General features: G+C 70.2%; 19 protein-coding genes and 1 pseudogene. 13 read left to right on the top strand and 7 right to left on the bottom strand.

Annotated elements, in window-relative coordinates:
* Positions 1-28: 28 nt before the first annotated feature.
* Positions 29-1,495 carry an aldehyde dehydrogenase gene (locus OG948_RS35430; RefSeq protein ID WP_406300443.1) on the top strand — a complete coding sequence of 489 codons (1,467 nt, stop codon included), beginning with the start codon at positions 29-31 and terminating at the stop codon, positions 1,493-1,495.
* Positions 1,496-1,659: 164 nt separating this feature from the next.
* Positions 1,660-2,370: a TetR/AcrR family transcriptional regulator gene (locus OG948_RS35425; RefSeq protein ID WP_331769102.1), complete on the top strand. Its 711-nt coding sequence runs from the start codon at positions 1,660-1,662 to the stop codon at positions 2,368-2,370.
* A 66-nt stretch (positions 2,371-2,436) separates the two neighbouring features.
* Here the strand turns inward: OG948_RS35425 and OG948_RS35420 are convergent, their stop codons facing one another.
* Positions 2,437-3,390 carry an enoyl-CoA hydratase-related protein gene (locus tag OG948_RS35420; protein ID WP_331769101.1) on the bottom strand — a complete coding sequence of 318 codons (954 nt, stop codon included), beginning with the start codon at positions 3,388-3,390 and terminating at the stop codon, positions 2,437-2,439.
* 1 nt (position 3,391) lies between these two features.
* A complete protein-coding gene (locus tag OG948_RS35415; protein ID WP_331769100.1) occupies positions 3,392-4,498 on the bottom strand; it encodes a hypothetical protein in 1,107 nt (368 codons plus the stop codon).
* Between the two features lie 290 nt (positions 4,499-4,788).
* Between OG948_RS35415 and OG948_RS35410 the strand changes: the two genes are divergently transcribed.
* From OG948_RS35410 to OG948_RS35400, 3 genes are all read left to right on the top strand, one after another.
* Positions 4,789-6,495, top strand: coding sequence for an MFS transporter (locus OG948_RS35410; RefSeq protein WP_331769099.1), 1,707 nt, complete (start codon positions 4,789-4,791; stop codon positions 6,493-6,495).
* 50 nt (positions 6,496-6,545) lie between these two features.
* Positions 6,546-6,746 (top strand): hypothetical protein, encoded by a 201-nt coding sequence (locus OG948_RS35405; RefSeq protein WP_331769098.1) that lies wholly within the window; start codon positions 6,546-6,548, stop codon positions 6,744-6,746.
* Positions 6,747-6,857: 111 nt separating this feature from the next.
* Positions 6,858-7,316, top strand: a complete 459-nt coding sequence (locus tag OG948_RS35400) for a hypothetical protein (protein ID WP_331769097.1) — start codon at positions 6,858-6,860, stop codon at positions 7,314-7,316.
* Between the two features lie 169 nt (positions 7,317-7,485).
* Here the strand turns inward: OG948_RS35400 and OG948_RS35395 are convergent, their stop codons facing one another.
* Positions 7,486-9,582, bottom strand: coding sequence for a SpoIIE family protein phosphatase (locus OG948_RS35395; protein WP_331769096.1), 2,097 nt, complete (start codon positions 9,580-9,582; stop codon positions 7,486-7,488).
* A 565-nt stretch (positions 9,583-10,147) separates the two neighbouring features.
* Positions 10,148-11,932 carry a helix-turn-helix domain-containing protein gene (locus OG948_RS35390; protein WP_331769095.1) on the bottom strand — a complete coding sequence of 595 codons (1,785 nt, stop codon included), beginning with the start codon at positions 11,930-11,932 and terminating at the stop codon, positions 10,148-10,150.
* 796 nt (positions 11,933-12,728) lie between these two features.
* Here OG948_RS35390 and OG948_RS35385 point away from each other — a divergent pair.
* The 6 genes and pseudogenes from OG948_RS35385 (at position 12,729) to OG948_RS35360 (ending at position 17,070) form a co-directional block, all read left to right on the top strand.
* Complete coding sequence (locus tag OG948_RS35385) at positions 12,729-14,258, top strand: APC family permease (protein WP_406300442.1); 1,530 nt, start codon at positions 12,729-12,731, stop codon at positions 14,256-14,258.
* Positions 14,259-14,638: 380 nt separating this feature from the next.
* Positions 14,639-15,463 (top strand): annotated as a pseudogene (locus OG948_RS35380) (transposase); the annotation flags it as partial.
* Positions 15,464-15,475: 12 nt separating this feature from the next.
* Complete coding sequence (locus OG948_RS35375; protein WP_331773397.1) at positions 15,476-15,877, top strand: transposase; 402 nt, start codon at positions 15,476-15,478, stop codon at positions 15,875-15,877.
* A complete protein-coding gene (locus tag OG948_RS35370; protein WP_331773396.1) occupies positions 15,786-16,046 on the top strand; it encodes a transposase in 261 nt (86 codons plus the stop codon). Before OG948_RS35375 ends, OG948_RS35370 begins: the two co-directional genes overlap by 92 nt.
* Before the next feature lie 55 nt (positions 16,047-16,101).
* Positions 16,102-16,755: a hypothetical protein gene (locus OG948_RS35365; protein ID WP_331769094.1), complete on the top strand. Its 654-nt coding sequence runs from the start codon at positions 16,102-16,104 to the stop codon at positions 16,753-16,755.
* 174 nt (positions 16,756-16,929) lie between these two features.
* Positions 16,930-17,070 carry a hypothetical protein gene (locus OG948_RS35360; RefSeq protein ID WP_406300441.1) on the top strand — a complete coding sequence of 47 codons (141 nt, stop codon included), beginning with the start codon at positions 16,930-16,932 and terminating at the stop codon, positions 17,068-17,070.
* 283 nt (positions 17,071-17,353) lie between these two features.
* Here the strand turns inward: OG948_RS35360 and OG948_RS35355 are convergent, their stop codons facing one another.
* Together OG948_RS35355 and OG948_RS35350 are read right to left on the bottom strand one after the other, a co-directional pair.
* Positions 17,354-17,578: a hypothetical protein gene (locus tag OG948_RS35355; protein WP_331769092.1), complete on the bottom strand. Its 225-nt coding sequence runs from the start codon at positions 17,576-17,578 to the stop codon at positions 17,354-17,356.
* A 368-nt stretch (positions 17,579-17,946) separates the two neighbouring features.
* Positions 17,947-18,783: a PhzF family phenazine biosynthesis isomerase gene (locus tag OG948_RS35350; protein ID WP_331769091.1), complete on the bottom strand. Its 837-nt coding sequence runs from the start codon at positions 18,781-18,783 to the stop codon at positions 17,947-17,949.
* 337 nt (positions 18,784-19,120) lie between these two features.
* Between OG948_RS35350 and OG948_RS35345 the strand changes: the two genes are divergently transcribed.
* Positions 19,121-21,592, top strand: coding sequence for a helix-turn-helix transcriptional regulator (locus OG948_RS35345; protein WP_331769090.1), 2,472 nt, complete (start codon positions 19,121-19,123; stop codon positions 21,590-21,592).
* Here OG948_RS35345 and OG948_RS35340 read toward each other — a convergent pair.
* Positions 21,585-22,241, bottom strand: a complete 657-nt coding sequence (locus OG948_RS35340; RefSeq protein WP_331769089.1) for an isochorismatase family protein — start codon at positions 22,239-22,241, stop codon at positions 21,585-21,587. The two genes, OG948_RS35345 and OG948_RS35340, sit on opposite strands and share 8 nt — an antisense overlap.
* Positions 22,242-22,598: 357 nt before the next feature.
* Between OG948_RS35340 and OG948_RS35335 the strand changes: the two genes are divergently transcribed.
* On the top strand, positions 22,599-24,515 hold the full coding sequence (locus OG948_RS35335; protein WP_331769088.1) for an anthranilate synthase family protein: 1,917 nt from the start codon (positions 22,599-22,601) through the stop codon (positions 24,513-24,515).
* The last annotated feature ends 55 nt before the right edge of the window (positions 24,516-24,570 follow it).

Raw genomic sequence — 24,570 nt, 5'->3', positions numbered from 1 at the left:
CAGGCCCACTTCTCCCCGAGGACTCGCCTTGCACCATCACGACACGCTGTTCATCGGCGGCCGGTACATCCCCCCGGACGGCCCCCACGCCACGATCGAGGTCGTCAACCCTGCCGACGAGTCGCCCGTCGGCTCCTTCCCGGCCGCGACCCCCGCCGACGTGGACCACGCCGTCGCGGCCGCCCGCCGCGCCCTCGACGACCCCGCCTGGGGCGGGCTGGGCCCCGTCGAGCGAGCCGCCCTGCTCATCCGCTTCGCCGACGCCCTGGAAGCGAACCTGGCCGAACGCGCCACGCTCACCACCCTCCAGAACGGCATGCCGATCGGGCTTGCCCTCGACGCCGAGGGCGCAGGCCCGGTCGGACTGCTGCGCTACTACGCGGCGCTGGCGGGCGCCGTCCTCGCGGAGGAGACGCGCCCGCGCCTGGACGGGAACGGCCACACCGTCGTGACCCGCGACCCGGTCGGCGTGGTCGCCGCGGTCGTCCCGTGGAACTTCCCCCAGACCCTGACCATGTTCAAGCTGGCTCCGGCACTCGCGGCCGGCTGCACGGTCGTCCTCAAGCCCGCACCGGAGACGACCCTGGACGCGTACGCCCTGGCGGACGCCGCGCTCATCGCGGGACTGCCGCCCGGCGTGCTCGGCGTCGTCCCCGGCGGCGCCGACGTCGGCGAACTCCTCGTCGCTCACCCGGGTGTCGACAAGGTCGCCTTCACCGGCTCGACCGCCGCGGGACGTCGGATCGGCGAAGTGTGCGGGAAGCTCCTGCGGCCGGCCTCGCTCGAACTGGGCGGTAAGTCCGCGGCGATCCTCCTGGACGACGCGGATCTCGAGGTCTTCGCCGGCCGGGTGGCGGCGGTGTCGCTGCTCAACAACGGCCAGACGTGCCACCTGTCGACCCGGATCCTCGTGCCTCGGGCCCGTCACGACGCGGTGGCCGATGCCGTGGGCGCGGTGGCCGCGTCACTGGTCGTCGGCGACCCGATGGATCCGGCGACCGGACTGGGGCCGTTGGTCAGCCGGCTGCAACGCGACCGTGTGGAAGCGCACATCGCCGCGGCCAAAGCCGCGGGCACCACCGTGGTGACCGGCGGCGGCGCCCCGCCACGCGACCGCGGCTGGTTCGTGGCACCGACGGTCTTCGCCGATGTCGACAACAGCGCGCCGCTCGCCCGTGAAGAGATCTTCGGGCCGGTCCTGGCGGTCATCCCGTACGACGACACGGACGAAGCGGTGCGCCTGGCCAACGACTCGCCCTACGGTCTGGCCGGAACCGTGTGGACACGAGATCCCGAACGCGGGCTCGCCGTCGCGCGCCGGGTACGGACCGGCACGATCGGCGTCAACGACTACAGCATCGACGCCGGGGCACCGTTCGGCGGCGTCAAGGCGAGCGGGATCGGACGTGAACTCGGCCCGGAGGGTCTGGCCGCGTTCACCGTCGCGAAGTCCGTATATCTGTCGGCCATCGCCGAACCCCCGACGCGCACGTGAGCGCGGGCCGCCGGGCGACGTTGCCCGTGAACCCCATATGATGCCGACGTCAGGTTCGGGTCGCGTCCCGCCTCCGCGACCCGACCACGCGTCGCGCAGCGCCGCCCGGCATCCGCGGCTCATTCCCCGGCCCCGTCGTCCTGACCCCTGATCTGGAGAACACCATGCCTCCCCCTCCGAAGGCCGTACGCAGGCCCAAGAAGGCTGCCGCCCACTCCCCGGCAGCGGACCGTCCGGGCACCCCCGCCGAGCCGACCCGCCGCGAGGACGGCAAGGAGGTGCGTCTCGGCCCACGCGGTGCCGCGACGCGCGCCAAACTCATGGTGGCCGCGCGCGAGGCCTTCGAGGAACGCGGGTACGGTCAGGTCTCGGTGGCGCAGATCAGTGAACGCGCGTCCGTCAGCCAAGGCACGTACTACCAGTACTTCCGCGACCGCAGCAACGTGATGTCCGCGCTGGTGGACGAGTACGTCGGCGCGTTGCTCGAGACCGCCGACGGGGTGTGGCACCTGGAGGACGGGCGCACCGGTTTGGAGCTGCTGCTGCGCTTCTACGTCGGCCACTACGCGGAGAACTCGGCCTTCGCGGGCGTCTGGGAGGAGGTCACGCAGCTCGAACCCGCGCTCGCGGACGCCCGGCGCCGGCTGACGAAGGTGATCGAGGAGACGGTCGAGCGGCAATTGCGCCGCGGCCTCGAATCCGGCGCGCTGGAACCGCTGGACGACATCGCCGGGACCGCGCGGATGCTGACGGCGATGGCGGACCGCTACTGCTACCTCACCTATGTGTTCGACCGCCGCGCGAACCCGCCGACCGCGGACGCCACGGCGCGCCTGCTGCTCGAAGCGTGGGCGCGGCTGCTGAAGCTTCCCTAGTCGCGGGGTTTCGGCCACACGCCCGTCCGCCCGCCCGCGGCTCCCGCCGCGGGCGGGCTCGTCCCGTCAGGGGCGCGCCGGGCCCCGCGCCGGGTCCGCGGGCGGCCAGGGAGCGAAGCGCGGCGCTCGCCGCTCGCCGAGCGCGGCCAGCCCCTCGACGAGGTCGGGGCGTGCGAACGACTCGAGCATCAGCGCGAACGACGAGGCCAGCGCGGCATCGGCGCCTCGGCGGGCGTCCGCGTCGACCTGCGCCTTGATCACCGCCATCGACGTGGGAGCGCTCAACCGCGCCAGTTCACGGGCGTACTCGAGGGCCGCAGGCAGCAGTTCGGCCGCCGGCAGAACGCGTTGTACGAGCCCCATGCCCCGAGCCTCGGCCGCGTCCACCGTCCGCCCCGACAGGAGCAGGTCGAGGGCGTGGCCTCGGCCGACGAGGCGCGGGAGGAGCCATGCGGTGCCGTACTCGGCGATCAGGCCGCGGCGCGCGTACGCGGTCGCCAGCGTCGCGCGCTCGGACGCGAAGCGGATGTCGCAGAACAGCGCCTGGGCGAACCCGAGTCCGATGCAGGGCCCGTCGATCGCGGCGATCAGGGGCTTGGCGAACGTCAGCGGGTAGCCGGGATCGCGGGTGGCTCCGACTGTCGAGTCTTCCGGGGGCGGGCCGTCCGTGTCCCGTGCGGTGTGTCGCGAGTCGTCCGCGGCACCTGCGGACAGGTCGTGGAGGGCCGATAGGTCGGCTCCCGCGCAGAACGCGTTCCCTGCGCCGGTGACCACGACGGCCCGCACGCGCGGGTCCGCCTCGCCGGCGCGCAGCAGCGCGAGGTAGGCGGACTCCAGGTCGGCGGTCATCGCGTTGCGACGCTGCGGGCGGTTCAGCACGACGGTCAGGACGCCGTCGGCGTCCACGGCGGCGAGGAGTTCGCCGGTTCCGGTCGGCACCACGGTGCCGTGAGGAATCCCGTCGCCGGCGACCGGGGGCGGGCAGTCCTCGGCACGCGAGGCATCCGTCTCGGCGGTCATGTCAGCCCTCCTCGGTGATCCCGACGGGCAGGCCGTCGAGGACTTGGTCGAGGTACTCGCTCATGCCGCCTCCCGGCGCGGAGGACAGTGCGGGACAGCTCCAAACCGTCAGCCCCTCGGCGATGCGGGTTGTCAGGAGGTCGCCGTTCTCATCGGTGCGGCGGTTGCGGAGCGGCACCATGCCGATCACGTCGCCGTGGATCTCGTACGTGTCGGTGTCGGTGGTCAACGTCAGGTCGAGCGCGGTCTGAGTGCCGGTGGCGTCGTCCCACACGGTGCTGACGCGCACGCCGCGGACCCGGTCGTAGCGACCGTCGCGGAAGACGACGCCGCCGACCTTGCGGCCTCCCGCGCGATCGGCGATGACGCTGGCGACGAATCCCGCGTCGGGGCCGAGATTCCCGGTGAGCCAGCGGTACCACCAGGGGGACTGCCAGTGCCTGGGGCCCCACGAGTGGTCGCGCAGGCCGGGGGCACCGATCTCCCAGGCGGTGCCCCCGACACGCACGGATCCCCTGGCGAGGACGTGCTGTTCGTAGTGGCCGCGGGCGAAGTCGCCGCCGTGAATGTCCTCCAGCGGCCGGCCGTCCTCGTATTCGGCCTCGCCGCCGAGCATCGGGGACACGCCCTCGTAGGCCAGTTCCAGCGCGGCGTGTACCCGCGGACCAGTGCGGTACGCGGTCTTCGGATCGGCCATCGCGTGGCCGTCCGCCAAGTGCAGGAGTTCCCCCTCGAACCGCACGGCGAGGCGTTCGAAGGGCTTCACCACGGTGAACGAGAGCCCGCCCGCATCGAAGCGCTCGTTGTCGGCTATCGCGGGTCGCGCATAGTCGAACGCGACGCTCCCGTCCGGAAGGTACAGACAGACCGACCGCTCCGCGTGGCCCTGGTTCGCGCGGTTGCCCAACCGCACCCAGCCTCCCAGACGTGTCCGGGGATCGTAGAAGTTGAAGTACATGGACTCGTTGAAATGCTCTTCCGGACCGAGGACGTGCATGCCCTCGTCCTCCGGATCGAGCCGCAGCCGGACACCCGGAGCGGGTTCCGGCCACGACCCACTCCCCACCGCGGCGTCCTGTGGCCCCTGCGCGGGTTCGTCGACTCGCATGACTGCTCCTCTTGACATCGATGGCGAAGTGGCCAGAATCTGAGCCTGACGTCAGGTAACAAATCATGCAGGCTCACCCGCCGTCAACAGGCCGCACGCCCCGACGCGGCCGCCGACGCACCACACCCGCGCAGCGCACCGGCGTCTGCGTCACCGCACACGTTCGGACAGCGCCCGCCAGGCCTGTCCATCCACGGCACGACGCACCCGAGAACCGGGCCGGTTCACAACTCCGGCCCCACCCGCCCAACCCTGACCCCAGGGACCGACGACCCCGTGCAGGAGCTGTCATGGTCGCGCCACCCTCGTCCGCGTCGCCCGCCTCCGCGTCCTGCGACGCGCCCCCACGACCAGATCCCGCAGCGGGGTTCACGCGCCTGTGGCGACGCGAACTCCACCGCTACCCGACCGGCGCCACCCGCCACGCCCAACTCGCCCTCGTCGTGGCCGCGACCGTGGTCGTGTACTACCAGCTCTACGTGCAGACCGCGATCGCGACGTCGATCATGAACCACTACGGCATGTCGTTCGGGTACTTCTCGATGGTGGCCGTCGTCGGCAACATCACCGGAGCCTGCGCCGCACTGATCGCCGGATTCGCAGACCGGTGGGGACGCGCGAACCTGGTCGCGTACGGACTCCTCGCCACGGGCGTGCTCACGCTCGCCGCCCTGCCGAAAGCACCCAACTCGACCGCGTTCCTGCTTCTCACAGCCGTGATCGCCTTCGTCGAAGGACTGGTCCTCGTCGCAGCCCCCGCCCTGGTCCGCGACCTGTCGCCGCAGGTGGGACGCGCCTCGGCCATGGGCCTGTGGACGATGGGCCCGGTCCTGGGGAGCCTCATCGTCACCGGGGTCACCAGCACCACCCTCGACGACATCGGCTGGCGCAACGAAATCCGCTACGCCGGCGCGGCCGGCATCGTCGTCGCCCTCGTCGTCGCCGTCTTCCTCCGCGAACTCGCCCCCGCCCTGCGCAACCAACTCATCGTCGCGTTCGAGGAACGCGCCCTGCTCGAGGCCCGCGCCGCCGGGCTGGACCGCGCACAAGCCCTCGACACCGGCGGACGCCGCGTGCTGCGTACCGACGTGGTCGTCCCCGCCATCGGCGTGGGCCTGTACCTACTGTTCTACTTCACCGTGGTCGGCAGCTTCGTGGTCTTTTTCAGCACCGTCCACGGCTACAGCGAGCAGCGTGCCAACGGGCTGGGCAACTGGTTCTGGTCCGCCCAGGCAGTCTCCCTGATCCTCTTCGGACTGCTGTCCGACCGGCTGCGCGTCCGCAAGCCCTTCATCGTGACGGGACTGATCGGCTCCCTCATCCTGATGATCGTGTTCGCGTCGGTATCCACCCGGGCCACGACCGGCTTCGACACCTTCGCGCTACTCGGCTGCTGTATGGGCGTGTTCGGCGGCATGGCGTACGCCCCCTGGATGGCGGGATTCACCGAGAACGTGGAACGGCACAGCCCGTCGGCCACGGCAGCCGGACTGGCCGTCACCGGCAGCGCAACCCGCCTGATCGTGGCAGCGACCGCCATCGCCCTCCCGTTGGTGGCGACCTCGGTCACCACCTTGGTCGACCACGGGAAGGACGTCGCCGAAGCCCAGCGGCAAGCCACGCCCGCCCTCGCCGTGATCGCCGCCCACCCGGCCCTGTTCGCCGAACTCGATCGCCACCCCTCCGACGCCATACCGCCCGAACTCGGCGCCCGCGCCTACGCCGAGGTCGGCCCCGCAGGCCTCGCCCTCGTCACTCAGGCGAAACCCGCCCTGGACATCGTCAAGCGCCACGGAGCCGACGTCGCCCAGGCATCGAAGGACGCCCCCGACCAATGGCGGATCTGGTGGTGGGTCTGCGTGGCCGGACAGGCCATCTTCCTCCCCACCGCCTTCCTCATCCGCGGCCCGTGGAGCCCCCGCCGAGCCCGCCTCGACGCGGAAACCCGTGCCGCCGCCCTCGCCCGCGAGAACGATGCCACCCCTACCACCTACTAGAAACCGCACGGCAGTTCGCATCACCACCCGACGCACCCGAAAGGTTTGACATGGCCATGCCTCTGCTGCTGACCCGCCGCCTCGCGGCCCCCGCCGGTGGTCCGCCTCCGCTGCCGGACCACCACTACGATCCCGAGCTGTGCGCGAACGTCGTCGCCGACGGCACCCTGCTCGTCCACAGCGCGGACCCGGATCTGGTCGCGGACTACACCGGTACCCAGGAACCCTCCGGACTCAAGGCAGATGACTGACTCTCACCCCACCGTCGTGGCCGCCGAGACCGACCTGACCGCCGACCTGGTGGTGTCACACCTCGGCGGCCACGCCACCTGCGTCCGGACCCCGGCCGCCTGGACGGGGAGTTGCAGGCGACCGCTCGCTTCCACGCGGGCCGGTGGCGCAGCGAACTGCGACCCCGCGAGCGCGCCGCGCACGTGGACGAGAACTGCGCCGTCTACTGGCGCAAGCCCACCCACCCCGATCCCGACGAGCGGTGGCGGGCCGACGAGAACACCACCGCACTGTTGGGCCTGCTCAAGGCACAGTCCCTGCGTGTGTGGGTCAACGACCCGAACGTGGTGAGTGCCGCCCGCCTGAAGCCCGCGCAACTCGCCGTGGCGGCCCGAGTCGGATTCGCGGTGCCCGACACGAGTCCCCAGGGGGCGATGCAGGTCTCGCCGGTGCCGCGCCGGGCATCACATCGCCGGCCTCGGACCGGGGTCGGCGAACTCTGTCGGCCGAGGCGCGCGTTTCGCCGGTCCGCCTGCGGGGTTGTCGGTCGGGCTCGTAACGTGGGTGGGTGTTCTCGCCGATGCCGGTGACGCCGCCTTTGCCCCGGTCGGGGTGGGGACGAGGAGTACGAACTGCGCGAACTCTTGCCCCCACGCGGCTTCGGGATGGGCTCGGTCGGATCTCAGGAGCCCCCGAGTTGATGAGGCCGCCGCGGAGGTCAACCAATGTGCCGGGTTGCCGGTGGTGGTCTCGTCCCGGTTACGGCAACGGTCGGCGTGATTCGGTGACGGGCATGCGCTGTTCGGTCCAGATGCACTTTCCGTCGGGCGTGTAGCGGGCTCCCCAGCGCTCGGCGAGCATGGCGATCAGTTGCAGGCCGCGGCCGTCCTCGTCGGTCTCCGCGGCACGGCGGATCCGGGGCAGGCTGGCGCTGCCGTCGGTGACCTCGCAGATCAGGGTCCGGCTGCGCAGCAGGCGAAGTGACACGGGTCCCTTGGCGTGCCGTACGACGTTGCCGACGAGTTCGCTGACCAGGAGTTCCGTTGTCGGGGACAGTTCCTCCAGGCCCCAGGCGCAGAGTTGGTCCCGTACGTGGTGGCGGGCCGTGCCGGCGGCTTGGGGCTCGGTCGGCAGGTGCCAGGTGGCGATGTCCTCGGCGGCGTGTCGGCGGGTGCGGGCGACGAGCAGCACGGTGTCGTCGTCGGTGGGCCGGCGGTCCGCTCCCATCGTTTTCAACAGGTCGTCGCAGACGGCGTCGAGGTCGGTGTGTCCCTTCGCCGCGATGGCTCGGAGGCGCTCGGCGAGGCGGGCCATTCCCCGTTCGATGTCCTGCGTGCTGGATTCGACCAGTCCGTCGGTGTAGAGCAGGAGCAGGCTGCCGTCGTCGAGGTCGAATTCGCTCGTGTCGAAGGGTGGTGCCGCCGCACCGAGCGGCGGGTTGGCGGGTATGTCGAGGAGTCGGACCCGTCCGGTGGCGTCGGCCACGGCCGGCGGTGGGTGGCCGGCGGTGGCGATGGAGCAGACACCGCTGGTGGGGTCGTAGACGGCGTACAGGCAGGTGGCGTAGAAGTCGTCGCCGAGTCCGCCGACCAGGTCGTTGAGGTGATACAGCAGTTCGTCCGGGGGCAGTTCGAGGTCGGCGAGGGTGCGCACGGCGGTTCGCAGTCGCCCCATCGTCGCCGCCTCCGACAGTCCGTGGCCCATGACGTCCCCGACCACCAGGGCGACCCGGTCCCCCGACAGCGGGATGACGTCGTACCAGTCCCCGCCGACCTCCGTTCCCTCGGTGGCGGGCAGGTAGCGGGCCGCCGCGGTGAGGGCCGGCGTGTCGGGAAGGGCACGAGGCAGCAGCCCCTGCTGCAACCGACGGGCCCGGTCGTGCTCCGCGTCGTAGAGCCGGGCCCGCGCGAGGGCCTGGGCGACCAGCGCGCTCAACGCCGTGAGCAACGTGCGTTCCTCGTGCGGAAACAGGTGCGGCCGACTGTAGGAGATGACGGCGCAGCCGATCACACGTCCGGAGGCGATCAGCGGCAGGAACGCCCACGCCTTCTTGCCGCTGAGTGCGAGGGCGTGCGCAAGGCCGGGATAGCGACGCAGGTACTCCTCGGGCGACGAAACGAAGATCGGAACGCGATCCCGCTTGGCCTCCAGCGCCGGCGGGGTGTCCTCTTTGGGGTGTCCCTCGAAAAGATCGATGAACTCCTGCGAGTACCCGGCGGTGCCCACCGCGTACACTCGCCCCGCTTCCTCGACCCAGATGCCCACTCCGGTCGCGCCGAACAACGGGAGCATGTGGTCGTGCACGACGTTCACCACGTCCTGCCCGGTGATCGCCGAGGCGAGTGCCAGGGTCATCGCGGCGATCCGATCGGTACGGTCCGCAGCCAATCCGTGCGCTTCGTCCGGCAGCACTCGGGGGAGACCGCCGTTCGGTTGCTGTTGCGGAGCCCATGCCGCCGCGTCGTGCGCAGGCTGCTCGGCGACCTCGCTCACAGTGCCGAACAGGCGATTCGACGCGCCCTGCCCGTCGAGCGCGCAATGACCGCGGAACTCGACCCGGCGGTAGCCGCCGCCGTGCCGCCGGATCCGGCACACCACGCTGTAGGCACCGTGCGTACGGGACGCCTCCTCGACGCACTTCAGCACCCGTGGCAGATCCATCGGGTGAACCAGACGCTGCCAGGCCGCGGCCTCCCCCTGCCAGTCACCGGGCTCCACGCCGAACACATCCAGAGCGGAGTCGTCCCAGGCGACTGCGCCATCGGCCACGTCCCAGTCCCACGCGCCGACGCGGACCCGACTGCCGACGTCCTCCGCGTTCGACCGCCCTTGTGGGCTCCGTTCGTCCGGACCCATCACCTCACCTGCCCGGTCGCGCGCAGCGGTATGGATATGTTTAATTGACTAAGTCACTTATGCTTAATAAAAGGTACCTTCTATCATAGATCACCGGGTTCCGGGGGAGAGGTGCTCCAGCCGTACTACGGTGATCCGCCCGGCTTGTGGTCCGTGTCGTGATGTGTGTCGGGGTGGCGACGGGGGCGGGTGGGTTCGTCCGGATCGTTCCGCGAACCGCGCGTCGGCGAACACCGGATCGAGCGCGTCCCGCAGCCGCATTGCCGGGCAGCCCTTCGGGAACACCGCACGCGCAGGACGCGTCGCCTCCTCCGGGAACGCTCCCAAGTCCACCCTTGACCAACCGGCCGGGCAGGCCGCGGTCACACGGAGCGGTGTTCGAGAACGAGGGGGTGGTGGTCACCGGCGGTCCCAGCCTTTCCGGAGCTTCTGCTCGTCGATCTTGCCGACGGCTGTGACCGGCAGGGCGGGCACGAGTTCGAGCGCCTTGGATCGCTTGCGCGGCTGCCGGTGGCGTCCAAGGCGCCGACATGGGTGGTGCCGTTCGCGACGAACGTGATGAGCTTCATGGGGCCCTCTTCTCGGATGGGGCCCCAGCGTGCCGCGCGTGACCCACCTCACCACAAGGCGCGCCGTGACACCGTGGGGGCCCGGCACTGTCATGCCGTGACAGGGGTGCGGGTGCGGTGTATCCGAGGGCGTGGGTCAGGGCGTGCATGCGCAGCGCCGTCTCCAGTCGGAAGCGGTCGTCGACGTCGCGGACGTCGATTCCCAGCAGGGTCTCGATGCGGGCGATGCGGTTGCGCACGGTGTTGTAGTGCACGTGCAGCGCCGCCGCGGTCGCGGCCAGGTGTCGGTCGTGCACGAGGTAGGCGCGGAGCGTGGCCACGAAGTCCGTGGCGCGTTGTTCGTCGGAGTCGATGAGCGGGCCGAGCAGGTCGCGGACGGTGGTGCGCAGATGGGCCGCCGGGAGACTGGCCACGCCGAGGATGCCCAGGTCGTGGGCGCTCACCACCCGGGCCTGGGGCGAGGTGCCCGGGGGCGCGCCGCGTCGGCCGAGTTCGCACGCGGCGCGGGCCTCGTCGTAGGACATGGAGAAGTCGATGAGCTCGGTGCAGATCCGGCCCGCGCCGATCACGACGTCGTGGCCGTGCCCCTGTCGGAGCACGGCGCTCAGCTGTTCGCGGAGCGCTGTCGTGGAACGGCCGGCCAGATCGACGACGGCAACCAGCCGGCCGGCCCGCTCGGTGGTGACGCAGCCGGCGAGGGTCCGCTGCAGGGTGTCGGCGAGGCGGTTCAACGCACCGGCCGGGGCGTCGGGGCGGGTGGGGCCGGCCACCAGCACCTGTGCCCGGGCGGCGACGCTCACGCCCATCAGCGCCATGCGCCGACGGAACGCCTCCGGGTCGCTGATGCGGCCGGTGAGCAGCCGGTCGAAGAGTTCCCCGCTCAGCCGTTCGGTGGTGCGGTCGCCTTCGCGTATCCGGAGGAACTGCAGCCGGAACATACCGACCGCCAGATCGATCATGGCGCGGCCGACGTCGTCGAGATCACCGGTCCGGACGACGACGAGGATCAGGCCGTCGGTGCCGGCGATTTCGGAGCGCGAGACCGTTCGGGGGTTGCCCTGCCCCAATTCCCCCGCGGAGTGCAGCAACCTGCCGTCGGGCCTGCGCAGTTCGATGCGGCCCCCGACCTCGAGGGCGAGCATGTCGAGGGCGACGCCGGCGTCCGCCTGCCCGGTCAGGTTGCCCGCGAGACGGGCACAGACATGCTGACCGTGCAAGGCCCGCCGAAACCGTTGTTCCGCCTCGCGCGCCTGTGCCGCGTGGCGTCCCTCGACGTCGAGTCGGTGCAGCCGGACCGCCAGGTCGTGGGCGACCTCCTCGAGCAGACGCACCTCGGTCCCGGTCCACGGGTGGGGTCGGCGGCGGGCCGCGTACAACACGCCGAGCGCGGTGTCGGCCGAGAGCAACGGCACGGCCATGGTCGCGTGGATGCCCTCGTCGTCGATGAGGCGCTTCAGGAGACGCTCGCGGCGCGAGTCGTGCCGATAGTCGCGACTCGTCTGGGGCCTGCGCTCGGCGGCGGCGCGACCTCCGATGCCTTCGCCCACTCTGAGCCGCCAGGCCGAGGCCATCTCGCTGGAGACGAGGCCGTGGTGGGCACCCATGACGAGATAGCCCGCGTCGATCAGGCCGGCCCACGAGACCTCGCATCCGAGGAGGTCGACCACGTGACTCACGGCCACCTGGAGGGCCTGGGTGATGTCGTTGCTCGCCAACAGGCGGTGGAGGTAGGGCACCATCACGGCCGGCTCGGCCACCGGGCCGGTTCTCGGCTTGCTCACCGCGCCTCCCAGCGCACTCGGGTCCATCGTCGATCCCCGAGCCGAAAATTGATGGATAGTACCCCACATTGCCCTGGGTAGCGGAGGAACGAGCCGTTTCACCGACGCGTCCAGCGCCTGTCCTCGGGGGTACCGACGGCAGACCCGACGCGGAGAGTTTTGGGAGCGGGCGGCCCAAGCGGCTTCGATTCCCACTGCGGCGAACCGAGCGAACCCTTACCCCCGGCACGGGTTCGCCGCAGGGGAACACCGAGACCGTCGAATTCGCGATACCGGCGGCGCGCTGATTTGGTCACAGCCCGGCTCTGCCGTGTTTCCAGTAGTCGCGGAAAGTGATGTCGAACCTCGGTGTCCTGCGTTCGCTGAGCAGATGCCTTTGGATACCGGTGGCCAGTGATCGTGCGGCGCACCACGGCGGAGCCGCGTCGGGCCGAGGTCGCCCCTGGGCGAAGCGCGTGTACCCGACACTTCGTGGGGCGCGAAGCTCGAGTGCGGTGTCGATACCGCCTCGGGCGGCGCAATGGTCCCGATGGCGTCGGAATCCGGGCATCGGTGCAGATGGAGGCTTTGTGCGGCCGGCCCGGATACTCGCCGCCGGGCTTCGCGGTGGTCTGTGGCAATGATCACAGTGTCGATGTCTCGGGGTTTCTTCTGACGCATTGCCCGTTGCGGGGTTTTCCGGTCCGGAGGGACGCTTGCGGCCTGTCGGATCACGCACCGTTCGACGATCGGCCGTGGATCAGGCGTCCGTCACACGCGCCGTACCCATTTCGGCCATACCCCTCCTGGAGGTGGGATGTCCACCCAGCAACAGCCCCTCGACAGTGCCGAGGTCGACGTGGCCGTGCCGATCCCCGGCGAACAGGTCAACCGGCTCAAGGCCAACTCCGTCGGGTTGGTCGGCGTCGTCTTCATGGCGGTCGCCACCGCCGCCCCGATCACCGCGATGACCGGCAACCTGCCGATCATCGCCGGGTCGGGCAACGGCATCGGCGCCCCCGCCGCGTACCTGTTCGCCACCCTCGTGCTGACCGTCTTCTCGGTCGGGTACGTCGCGATGGCCAAACACATCACCGCCGCCGGCGCCTTCTACGGCTTCATCTCGCACGGCCTCGGCCGGGTCGCGGGCATGGCGTCGGGCCTGCTCGCGGTCCTGGCGTACGTCGTCTTCGAAGCCTCCATCATCGGCTTCTTCGCCGCCTCCTTCAAACAACTCGCGAGCGACCAGTGGGGACTCGACCTGCACTGGGGCCACTACGCGATGTTCGGACTGCTGGCCATCGCGGCGATGGCGTTCTTCGACATCCACCTCACGGCCGGGTTCCTCGGCGTCGCACTGATCCTGGAGATCGCGGTACTCGCCGCCGTCTCCCTCGCGGTGCTGTTCACCGGCGGCGGACCGGACGGCATCCTCGGCGAGGCGGTCGACCCGCTCAAGGCCTTCGACGGAGTCAACGGCAGCATGGGCGCCGCCGGCCTCGGACTGTTCTTCGCCTTCTGGTCCTGGGTCGGCTTCGAGTCGACCGCGATGTACGGAGAGGAGTCCCGCGACCCGAAGAAGGTCGTCCCCCGGGCCACCCTCATCTCGGTGGTCGGCGTCGGCCTGTTCTACATCTTCGTGTCCTGGATGATGGTCTCCGCCGCCGGCAGGTCCCACCTGGCCGAAGCCGCCTCCGAGGGCACCCTGTTCTTCGCACCCCTGGGCGAGCACTTCGGCGACACCTCGGTCGAGATCTTCCAATGGCTGGTGGTCACCGGCTCCTTCGCCTGCGCGATGGCCTTCCACCAATGCGCCTCGCGCTACCTCTACGCCATCGGCCGCGAGGGCTTCATCCACCCCGCACTCGGCAGAACCCACCCCAGGCACGGCTCCCCGTACATCGCCTCCTTCGTCCAGTCCGTCATCGCGATCCTCCTCGTGGCGGCGTTCATCGTCGCGGACATGGACCCGTCGGTACACCTGTACGGCCTGCTCGCCCTACTCGGCACAATGGCGATCCTCATCGTCCAGACACTGTGCTCCTTCTCCGTCGTCGGCTACTTCCACGTACAGAACAGACACCCCGAGACCAGGCACTGGTTCACCACCCTCACCGCGCCGATCACCGGCGGCGTCGCCATGGCCGCCGTGGTCGGCCTCCTCGTCTACAACATGGACACCGCCGCCGGCGCAGCCGCGGACACCCTGCTCTTCAAACTCATCCCCTACATCGTCGGCGGCTTCTTCCTCGCCGGCATCGCCCTCGCCCTCTACATGAAACACCAACGCCCCGAACGCTACGAGCGGATGGGCCGCATCATCCTCGAAGACGCAGCCGAACGCTGACCCCCTCCACCCGGCCCCGGGCGGGCCCCAGCGACCCCGCGCAGGCCGGTCGGTGGGTTGCGAGATCCGCGACAAGGCCGCTCGGGACCGAACCGAGCCGTCGTGTATCGATCAAGCCCGCCAAGTCCCGGGCGTCGGCCTCGTCTGCCGTCCGCCCGCCGTGCGGGCGCGACACGGAGGGAAGGCGCGGGCACACCGGTTGCCCACGCCACAGCCACCGGGCTCACCCCTCGTACGCTCCCGTGGCGAACACTCCGGCCGCTACCCCGAACTACTCTGCTGTGGCAGCCTGTTCGAGCAGCGGAGCTCCTGTGGTGAGGACGTCTCGGAGTGACGGACCTTTTGCACAGCAGCTCCACCGCCTCGTTCACCGGCCTTGACGAGCAACCCCCAGGCCTGTCCGAACGGCTTTGCCGCTAGAAGGTCGGCTCCGCTCGCTGCTGCGGGAGTACCACCCGGCCGCCCTGGCGGCCTTCGAGTCCTGGCGGAACGGTCTATGCCGCCCGGAGGCCCACGCGCTTCTCAAGGCCGCCCCGACACCGACCCGGGCCGCGCGGTTGACCCGCACGCAACTGGAGGCCGCGCTCAAGCGGGCCGGCCGACAGCGGGGCATCGCGGCCGAGGTTGAGCGGCTCCGTGAGGTCTTCCGGGCCGACTGGGCCCACCAGCCGTCGTTGGTCGAAGAGGCGTTGGGCAGGCAGATGCTTGCGCTCCCGGTCCAGTTGCAGGCCGCCTGCACCGCTGCCGCCGACCTTGCCGAGGCGGTGGAAGAAGCTTTCCCTCAGCACCCGGACGCACAGATCATCGTCAGCTTTCCCGGACTCGGCATCCAGATCGGCGCCCGGGTGCTCGCCGAGATCGGAGACGAGCGCAACCGCTTCGCCGACGCTCGCGGGCTCAAGGCGTACGCGGGAGCTTCGCCCATCACCAGAGCCTCCGGGAAGAAGTCGAGTATCACCCGCCGGTGGGTGAAGAACGACCGGCTCAACCACGCGGGCTACCTGTGAGCGTTCTCCGCGATCACCGCCTCACCCGGCGCCAAGGCCCACTACCGGCGACGCCGCAACGACCACGGAGACTGGCATGCAGCCGCTCAGAGGAACCTCTTCAACCGCATGCTCGGACAGCTCTACCACTGCCTGCAGAACCGCGCACTGTTCGACGAACAGAGCGCGTTCCCCATCGAACTCGCCGCCGCGGCTTGACGGGTTAGGGGCCTGAGGTGTCAGCCTGGCCGGAGCCGAGCCGGTGATCGGCGCGCAACACCCGGCGGCCAGCGGCTCCAGTTCTTCCTGTCCGAGTCGACCTGGGACCACGAGCGGGTCAACACCCGCCGCGTGGAGTTGTTGCTCGCGGATCCGGTGACCGCGCCGCACGCGGGCGGGGTCCTGGTGATCGACGATTCCGGCGACCGCAAGGACGGGACGGCGACCGCGCACGTGGGCAAGCAGTACCCGGGATCCGTCGGGAAGATCGACCGCGGCGTCGTCACGGTAACCACTTGTTGGGCGGACGAGCGCCTCTACCATCCACTGCACGCCGTCCCATCACTTCGCGAAGGGGAAGGACGACCGCGGGTTCCGCACGAAACTGCAAATCGGAACCGCTCTGGCCCGTGAGGCGAAGCACGCGGGCGTGTCCTTCCGGGCGGTTGCCGCGGACTGCGCGTACGGCGACCAGGACGGCTTCCGCTGTGAACTCGCCGACCTCGTGGTGCCGTTCGTGATGGCGTTGAGGCCGCGGCACGGATCTGGGCACACGCGCCGACCAGGCCCACACTCCCGTTGACGCCGCCCGCGTCCCGGCCTGGGGCGGACCACGGGATCCCGGCGACTGGCACGCGGTGCCCCGCACCTTCCGTGACGGCAACACCGAGACGTGGTGGGCCGCCGACGCGACACTCGGGTGGTGGGGCCCGGACGGAACGACCCGACTGGTGGTGGCGACCGCCGACCCGGCGACACTGCCGGCCAAGGCCACCTGGTATCTCGCCACCAACCTGCCCTGCCCCTGCGGGCCACGCGAGGACGAAAGCCCGCATCCCGCAGCCGACCTGACGGAGATCGTCCGCATCCACGGGATCCGTCATTGGATCGAACAGAGTTACAAACAGGTGAAGCACGAACTCGGCTGGGCCGACTTCCAAGTCCGCTCCGACACGGCGATCCGTCGCCATCAGACCCTGGTGAACTGCGCGTTCTCGTTCTGTTGGGAGGCCTGGTTCACCGAACGGGAGCCGACGAACACCCCGGCGCCGCAGCCCCGCGACGACGCCGGAGAGAGGGGGACCCGAAACCACCCCGCCGCCCCCGCCGCCGTCCTGGCCCCGGGCGATCCGGGCCGTCCGCGCCTGGATGACCCCCTGGATCGTGCTGCAACGCTACTGGCGGGCCTGGTCGAACGCGCCCCCACCCACCCAGTTACAGGCCCTGATGAACTCGGTCGGAGCAGGCCATGGCCTGCACCTGTATCTCCCGAACTAACAAACCACCGGTAGCACATGCGTGGCCTGGCTGTCGTGGGGATGCGCATTCCTGTGTCGCTCGGCGCGGCCGCAGGATGTGCTGGCGGTATGAGCGCGAAGTCGTCTCCGCCGCCGGTGTCTTCGGCCTCGGGCGGGCCCCGCACGCCGCCGCCGTCCGCCGCCGCACAAGCGTCGTCCCTCGCGTCCGTGTCCCAGGACCGTGCCCTGACACGCCGGTTGGTGGTGGGCCGTCTTCTCGCTCTGGACGAGGCCCGGACGTTGGAGACGGTCCACGCCCGGATCACCGCCGCCACGGCAGGGGTGTCGCTGCGCACCATCTGGCGTTGACTGGCCGCTGCCCGACAGCCGGATCCACTCCCCGCTCAGCCCGCCGCATCACCCTGCACCTACACCGGCCCTGGCAGCACGCCTGGACACACCTCTTCGACAACACCGCCCACAGCCCACCCGGACAGCCCCTGCCCACCCCGCCCGCCAAGGCCCGACCGGAACCACACCGTGGAAGAGCTGGACAGACCAGCGGATACCACCTGCCCACCCCCAACACCGACCCGAAACCGGCCCAGAAACCGCCAGAAGATCACCCTCAGACCACGTCGGTGGATCGAGGCTAAGGCCACGCCTCGTGCAGGCCCAGCCCGGGCACGTGGATCCGCAACTGCCGATGGAACGGCAGAGCCACCGAGTTGCCGATGCGCGTTGCGCGCCGGATCGCGACCACGCAGGCCCGGCACAGGTCATCGCCGTCCACCACCGCCGGGGCCAGGTACCCCCGGGCACTGTCCGCGTGCGAACCGGCCCGCCCAGGACCGGCAGCCGACGCAGATGCCGTCACTGCCGATCTTCACATGCCCCCAGAGCAGGCAGGCGGCGCACTGTCGAACCAACGTCACCACACCGCTATGACCGGGTCAGTTCGGCGGCCGCAAACACCGCGGTCTGTCCTTGCGGACCACGGGCCTGACCGGGTCCCTACCGGTCGTCTCCGACCGCGGCGCGAGTCTGCGACTCGATGCCCTCCCGGGCAGCCGCAGCTTCCCGCTGACACCCGCGTCTGGCTGATCCGGGACTGACGCCGGCGAGCTCCCTTTTCGGCTGCTTCCTGCGCCGAAACCCCGGGTCCGCCTGTAGCGGGGCCTGTGCCCGTTTCGGCTCCCGCATGCCCTGGGTTCCTGCCCGTCCCGGCTCCCGGGGAGGCCTCTCTCACAGCAGCAGCTCGCCACGGGCGATTACGACGGCGGCACCCGAGACCTCCACGGAGGACACGGTGTCGCCGTCGCCGTGCACGGTCGCGTACATCGTGGACAACCGTCCCATCTCGACGCCCTGGCGGATCTCCACGCGCTCCCCGTAGCAGAGGCGACCGTGCCGGATCAGGTGAATGGCGAGCGGCCCGGCGGCCGACCCGGTGGCCGCGTCCTCCGCGACCCCGTACGCCGGGGAGAACATGCGCATGCGCCAGTGGGTGTCCGCGTCGGCGAAGCAGATGGCGGCCATGTCCGGCAGTGTCGCGAGCGCCCGCAGGTCCGGCTGCACCGCCTCCAGCTCGGTCACGCTGCCCAGCCCAACATATACATGGCGCGGCCCATTGCGGTAAGCGACCACCGGCAGAGAGGGGGACTCGACACCCAGAGCGGACATCAGTATCATTTGTTTTTCATATTGCTTCCAGGTCGGGATCGGCTGACGCATGGTGGCACGGACAATTCGATCGCCGTTCCTCTCAAATGCGAACGGTATGAGGCCGGCCGCAGTCTCCATGCGCAGTATATTTCCCTTCATCTCCGCACCGAGGACGAACGCCGTCCCGAGCGTGGGATGCCCGGCGAACGGCAGCTCGTTCACGGGGGTAAAGATGCGGACCCTTACATCGGCGTCGCCGCGTGGCGGCAACACAAACGTCGTCTCGGAGAGGTTCAGCTCTCTCGCGATCCGCTGCATTCGTTGTTCGGATATTTCCGAGGCATCGGTGAATACAGCCACCGGATTACCTTGGAGTGGCGTGCTGGTGAATACGTCCGCAACGGTGTAGCGATACATCGGGCCACGATATCCGGAGCATGCCTGCCAGGCAATGAACCCGAGCTGTGTCATTTCTCAGGATCGCTCGGGGGCCGATTCTCCGATCCCGAGGTGTAAGCACATGCCCCCATCTGCGTCACGAGCGCATCGAGAACCATGCCTGTTCGGGAGGGATGAAGAGCGCCGTCGCGCGGCCGCCTTTCTCGACCGGATTTCGCAGACCGCCGCAGGAGACGGCACCCTCGAGGAGGGACGACCGGAATCGGACGGGGAAGGGGGCGGGGACGGTTGCCTCGGCTCGCCCGCAGGCGGGCCGGGGGCAGGGCGCAGGGAGAGTGGCCAGACACACGTCCTGGTGATCGAGGGGCACCCGGCCAGCGGCAGGACCGAGTTCCTGCACGAGACCCTGCGGGCCGCCCGACAGCGCGGCTTGCGCACCTGGTCGGCGCCGCTCGGCACGCACGGCCGGGGACTGCGGCAGTGGCTCGACCAGGAGCGGACGCTCACCGGACTCACCGTCCTCGCGGTCGACGAGCTGCCGGACACCGCGGACATGCTGCCGGGCCCGGTGCTGAGGGCCCTCCGGCAATTGCGCGGCCGCCCCGTGGCGCTCGTGATCACCGCTTCGGCCGGCAGCCCGCTGCTGCGCGACCACGTGCCATCGCTTTGCCGGTCGGTCGACCGGGTGGAACTCGGCCCGCTCGGCCCCCGCTCAGTCACCGAACTGATGGTTGCCCTGCTCGGCGCAGAGCCGCACCCCGACCTGCTGGACTTCGCGGCCAGCGCCGGAGGCAGTCCGCACCTGGTCACCAGCCTCGTCCAGGGCTGGAGCGAGGAAGGGCTGGTCCAGATATATGAGGGCACCGCGAAGCTGGTCGCCCGTCGCCTGCCGACCCGTGTGCGCTCCACCGTCTGCCACGCTGTGGGCCGGTTGTCCGGCAGAGCCCAGGGGCTGTTGCGAGCCGCCGCTCTCCTCGGCAGATCCTTCCCTGTCGAGAAGGTGTGCGAGGCGGTCGGGGAGAGTGCTTCGGAGTTGTCGCCCGAGCTGGACGAACTGGTGACGGCGGGGGTGCTCGCGGTCGACGAAGGGCGAATGGAGTTCCGGCAGCAACTGTTCTGGCAGGTCGTCCGTGACGACGCGCTGGAGGCCCCGCCCCGAACGGGGTTGGACGATCACGGTCCCGCGGCACCTGAGGACTGCATCCACGCGGTGAGCGCCGTGCGGACCCTGATCACGCACGGGTGGAACGACTCGGCGATCACCTTGGCCAAGGCGGCTCTCGCGGACTCACCCCGCCCCGACAGCGCCGCGCGGCTGCGTAGCGGGCTGCTCGACGCCCTGCTCATGAGCGGCAGACCGCAGGAGGCTGCCGCCGTCGCCGAACGGGCCCTCGCCGACCCAGGACTGCCCCCCGACGCCGCAGAGGAGCTGGCGGCCGGCCGGGTCCTCGCGCTGGTCATGCAGGAGGCAGTGGGCCCCGCGCAGGCGAGAAAAGCCGTGGTCGCGCAGCTGAGCGGCGCGGACAGCAACGCGATCGCGCTGGCCGCCCTCGCCCGGATCGAGTGGGTGGACGGGAACTTCGCCGAGGCGCTGCGCCGGGGGCGGCAGGCCGTCGGCCGCTGTCCCGCGCTGAAATCCTCGGTTTGGCGGCCCTACCCCGGGCTCACGCTCGCCATGTGCCTCGTCCTGTCCGGGAAGACCGACGAGGCCGAGGTCCATCTGAGGCAGGTCAGCCAGGACATCGCCCGGTACGACCTGACCGCGCACTCACCAGCTCCGAGCCTGATCCGTGCCTGGTTGCTGCTGCGGAACGGAAGACTGTCCGGCGCCGGTAAGGCGGCGCGCTCCGCTCTGGACACGGCCTCCGCGTGCGACGCGCGGATGACCGTGCCGTTCGCCCTCTATCAGCTGACGATGATCGCATTGCGCCAGGGGGACGCGCTGCTGGCCGGGTGTTATCTGTCCAGACTCGCTACTTGCCAGCCCAGCGGCTTCGGCTGGTACCGGCCCGAGCACCGGGCGTGGGCCGAGTTGCGACTGAGCGCCCTGCTCCACTCCTCGCCACGCCGCGTCCGCCTCATGCTGACCGAGCACGCCGACCTGCTCGACTGTCGTTCCCTGCTGGTGGAGGAACCGGGCCTGGCGGCCTGGTTCATTCGGGCCGCGTCCAAGGTGGGTGTCCACGAGATCGCGGTGGCGGCCGTGGAGGCCGCCGGGCGGCTCGACGAGGCCAATCCCGGGATGCCTGCGGTGTCCGTGGCCGCGCTGCACGCCCGGAGCCTGCTGGAACGCGATGTCGAGGGACTCGGCCGCGCTGCGGCCGGGCACCTCGACGACTGGGCGCGCGGCTGCGCGGTGCAGGACATGGCCGCCCTGGTCGGCGACCGGCGGGGCAACCGGCACGATGCGGCGGACACCCGGCACAACCCGGGGCCCAAACCGTTTTACGGTGTGCCTTCGCAAAAGGGCGGGGGCGGCAGCCGCGAGGACGACGGGCACGCAGGCGGGGACGCGTACAGGAACGCGAACGGTGTCCCCGACCGGTCGCCGCACCCCCTGGAGGAGCTGTCCCAGAGCGAACGCGTCATCGCCAAGCTCGTCAGCGAGGGCCTGACCAACCGCCAGATCGCCGGCCGGATGTTCCTCTCGCCGCACACGATCAACTACTACCTGCGCAGGATCTACCGCAAGCTCGACGTCAGGTCGCGGGTGGCCTTGGCCAGGCACGTCCACGGCATGCCTGACGACGTGCCCTTCCGGCCCGAACCCAAAGGACCATCCGACCCCTCCGGGCAGACCGGACCGAGTACGCGGAAGGTCAGCTGACGACCCGACCGCCTGAGCCGAGCGCCGCCAGCACGGCCTCGGTCGGCGGCGTGGCGGCACAGCGCTGCGCCGCGTAGGCGAGCGCCATCTCGTGGTTCGCCGACGAGAAGTCCGCGATCGCGTCCGCCACCAGGAACGGCTGGATGTCGTGAGTGAACGCGTCGCAGGCGGTCATCAGGCAGCCGACGTGCGCGTACACACCGCAGACCACCAGCTGGTCACGGCCCAGCTTCCGCAGGTAGTCCAGCAGGCCCGTGCGGTGGAAGGCGCTGTAGCGCCACTTGGTGAAGATCCGGTCCTCCGAGCCGGGCGCCACCTCGTCGGCGATGGCGCGCTGCTCGGGAGCGACCGTCATCCCCGGACCCCAGAAGTCCTTGAGTAGTCCCCGCTCCTCGTCCGTCATGCCTCCGGGCTGTGCCGTGTACGCCACTGGGACACCGGATTCCACACAGGCCCGCCGCAACAGCGCCACGTTGCGCACCAGTTCCAGGATCGGGGAACGCTTTTCCGGAAACGGCGAAAGAAAGTACTTCTGCATGTCGTGGATCAGCAGGACGGCGCGGCCCGGATCAACCGTCCACGAGACGACGTCTTCTGGGAGATCGTCTCGCTGCGGCATCGCGTACGGCTCGATGACGGGAATACCCATGGTCCTCTTCTCGCCCTGCCCTGATTCCCGCCCGCCGAGTGTTCCCGGCAAGGACGGGCAGGAATTCCACGAATGGCTGCCTGAATTTCGTTTCTTCTCAACCTCGTGCGCATGAATCTAGGTCCCGACCCGCCGCCTGCGCACTACTCGATCGAGTAGTAGGCATTCCGATTGCGAGCTGATTAGGTGGACGGTGAGAGTGCCCACGTCACACAACGAGTGGTGACGGGACGGTGCTCGTGGCAAGGACTGGCATCCCTCGAATGGCGCGAGTCAATTCAAGGAGGCGGCGTGCCTACCGGTAGGGAAGCTTCTGTGTCCTGCAGCGGATCAGGCCCCGAGGAATTCACAGGGATTGTGCAGAACCTGCTCACGGACGAAGACCCGCCGCCCTTCGCGCTTCTCTACCGGCCGGAGTCATGCGCCGACGTCGAGATCCTCACCGGCACCATGACAACGGCCGGGTCGCTGGTCGAGCTGCAGCGTACCCCCAGCCGGTCCGGGGCTGCCCACGACCTCCTCGTCGTCGTTCCCTACCGCCAGATAACCGAGCGCGGATTCGACTGCCCCGACGACTCGGCCCCGCTGCTGGCCATGCGCGTGGAGGCCCAGGGCGCGATGTCCGTGCGCGAGGCGCTGCGGCACCTACCCGACGAGCCGGTCGGCCTGGCAGACGGCCGCTTCGACATCCAGGACGACGACTACGCGGACATCGTGCGCCGGGTCCTGGCCAACGAGATCGGAAGGGGAGAAGGCTCGAACTTCGTCATCAAGCGCTCGTACACGGGCAGCGTCGACGGGGACTCGGTGCGTGCAGCGCTGGCCGTCTTCGCGAGACTGCTCACCGTCGAGCAGGGCGCGTACTGGACTTTCATCGTGCACACGGGCGCCCGCACCTTCGTTGGCGCCAGCCCGGAGCGACACATCAGCCTGGCCGCGGGCGAGGTTGTGATGAATCCGATCAGCGGCACTCTGCGGTATCCGCCCGCCGGCGTCGGCCTGTCCGACGTTTTGCGCTTCCTCTCCGACACCAAGGAGACCGACGAGCTGTACATGGTGCTCGACGAGGAACTGAAGATGATGGCCCGGATCTGCCCGACGGGCGCGACCGTCACCGGCCCGCGGCTGAAGGAGATGGCGCGCCTCGCGCACACCGAATACCTCCTGGAGGGCAAGTGCGAGCTGGATCCCAGGGAGATCCTGAGGGAGACGCTGTTCGCCCCCACGGTCACCGGGAGCCCGCTGGAGAGTGCGTTCCGAGTGATAAAACGCTACGAGCCCACCGGGCGCGGCTACTACGGCGGCGTGCTCGCCGTCCTGGGACGCGACGAGCGCGGCGAGGAGGCGATGGACTCCGCCATCCTCATCCGCACCGGGGAACTTGACCGCTCCGGGCGGCTGCGGGCCGGCGTCGGCGCCACGCTCGTCCGGCACTCCGACCCCGATTCGGAGGTGGCCGAGACGGAGGCCAAGCTCGCCGGGCTGCTGTCTGCGTTCAACGTGGGCCCCGGCGAGGGCACCGGCACCCCCGCGACCCCGTCACCTGCCCGGCCGAGGCTGGCCCGGCACCCGCTGGTACGTCGAGAGCTGCGGCAGCGCAACGCCGATCTCGCCCGCTTCTGGCTGGAGCCGCCGGAACGGCGCGGCTACGCGGCACCGGAACTCGACGGCCGCCGGGTGCTCGTGATCGACGCCGAGGACGCCTTCACCGCGATGCTCGGACACCAGCTGTCCGCGCTCGGGCTGGCGGTCGAGATCCGCAGGTTCGACGAGGCCGAGCCGGTCGGCGGCCACGACCTCGTCGTCCTCGGCCCTGGACCGGGAGACCCCCGGCGGCGGAACGACCCGAAGATCGCAAGACTACGGGCGACCGCCGCCGCACTGTTGCGCGATTGTCGTCCCGTGCTCGCGGTGTGCCTCAGCCACCAGGTGCTCAGCGGGCACCTGGGTCTCGACCTCGTCCGCAGATCCGTCCCCAACCAGGGGGTACGGCGCACCATCGACTACTTCGGCGTCCCCCGCACGGTCGGTTTCTACAACAGCTTCACGGCCGTCTCCAACCGGGACCGGCTGAGCCACCGCGACGTACCGGGCGTGGTAGAGATCAGCCGGGACATGACCACCGGGGAGGTGCACGCGCTACGCGGCCCCTGCCTTCGGTCGATCCAGTTCCACGCGGAGTCGGTGCTGTCGCCGGACGGGCTCGGCATCCTGCGGGACCTCGTCGGGGAACTGGTTTCCGCGGACGACGACTCCAGGGCCGGCCCCGTCTGACCCACCTGCGGCCCACGCCGGGTCTACGCTCTCGCCCGCCGGGGCCTGTGCCCGC

The organism is Embleya sp. NBC_00888, assembly GCF_045207655.1.
In the GTDB taxonomy this organism is placed as follows: Bacteria; Actinomycetota; Actinomycetes; order Streptomycetales; family Streptomycetaceae; genus Embleya.
This window is presented reverse-complemented; position numbering and strand designations above follow the sequence as displayed.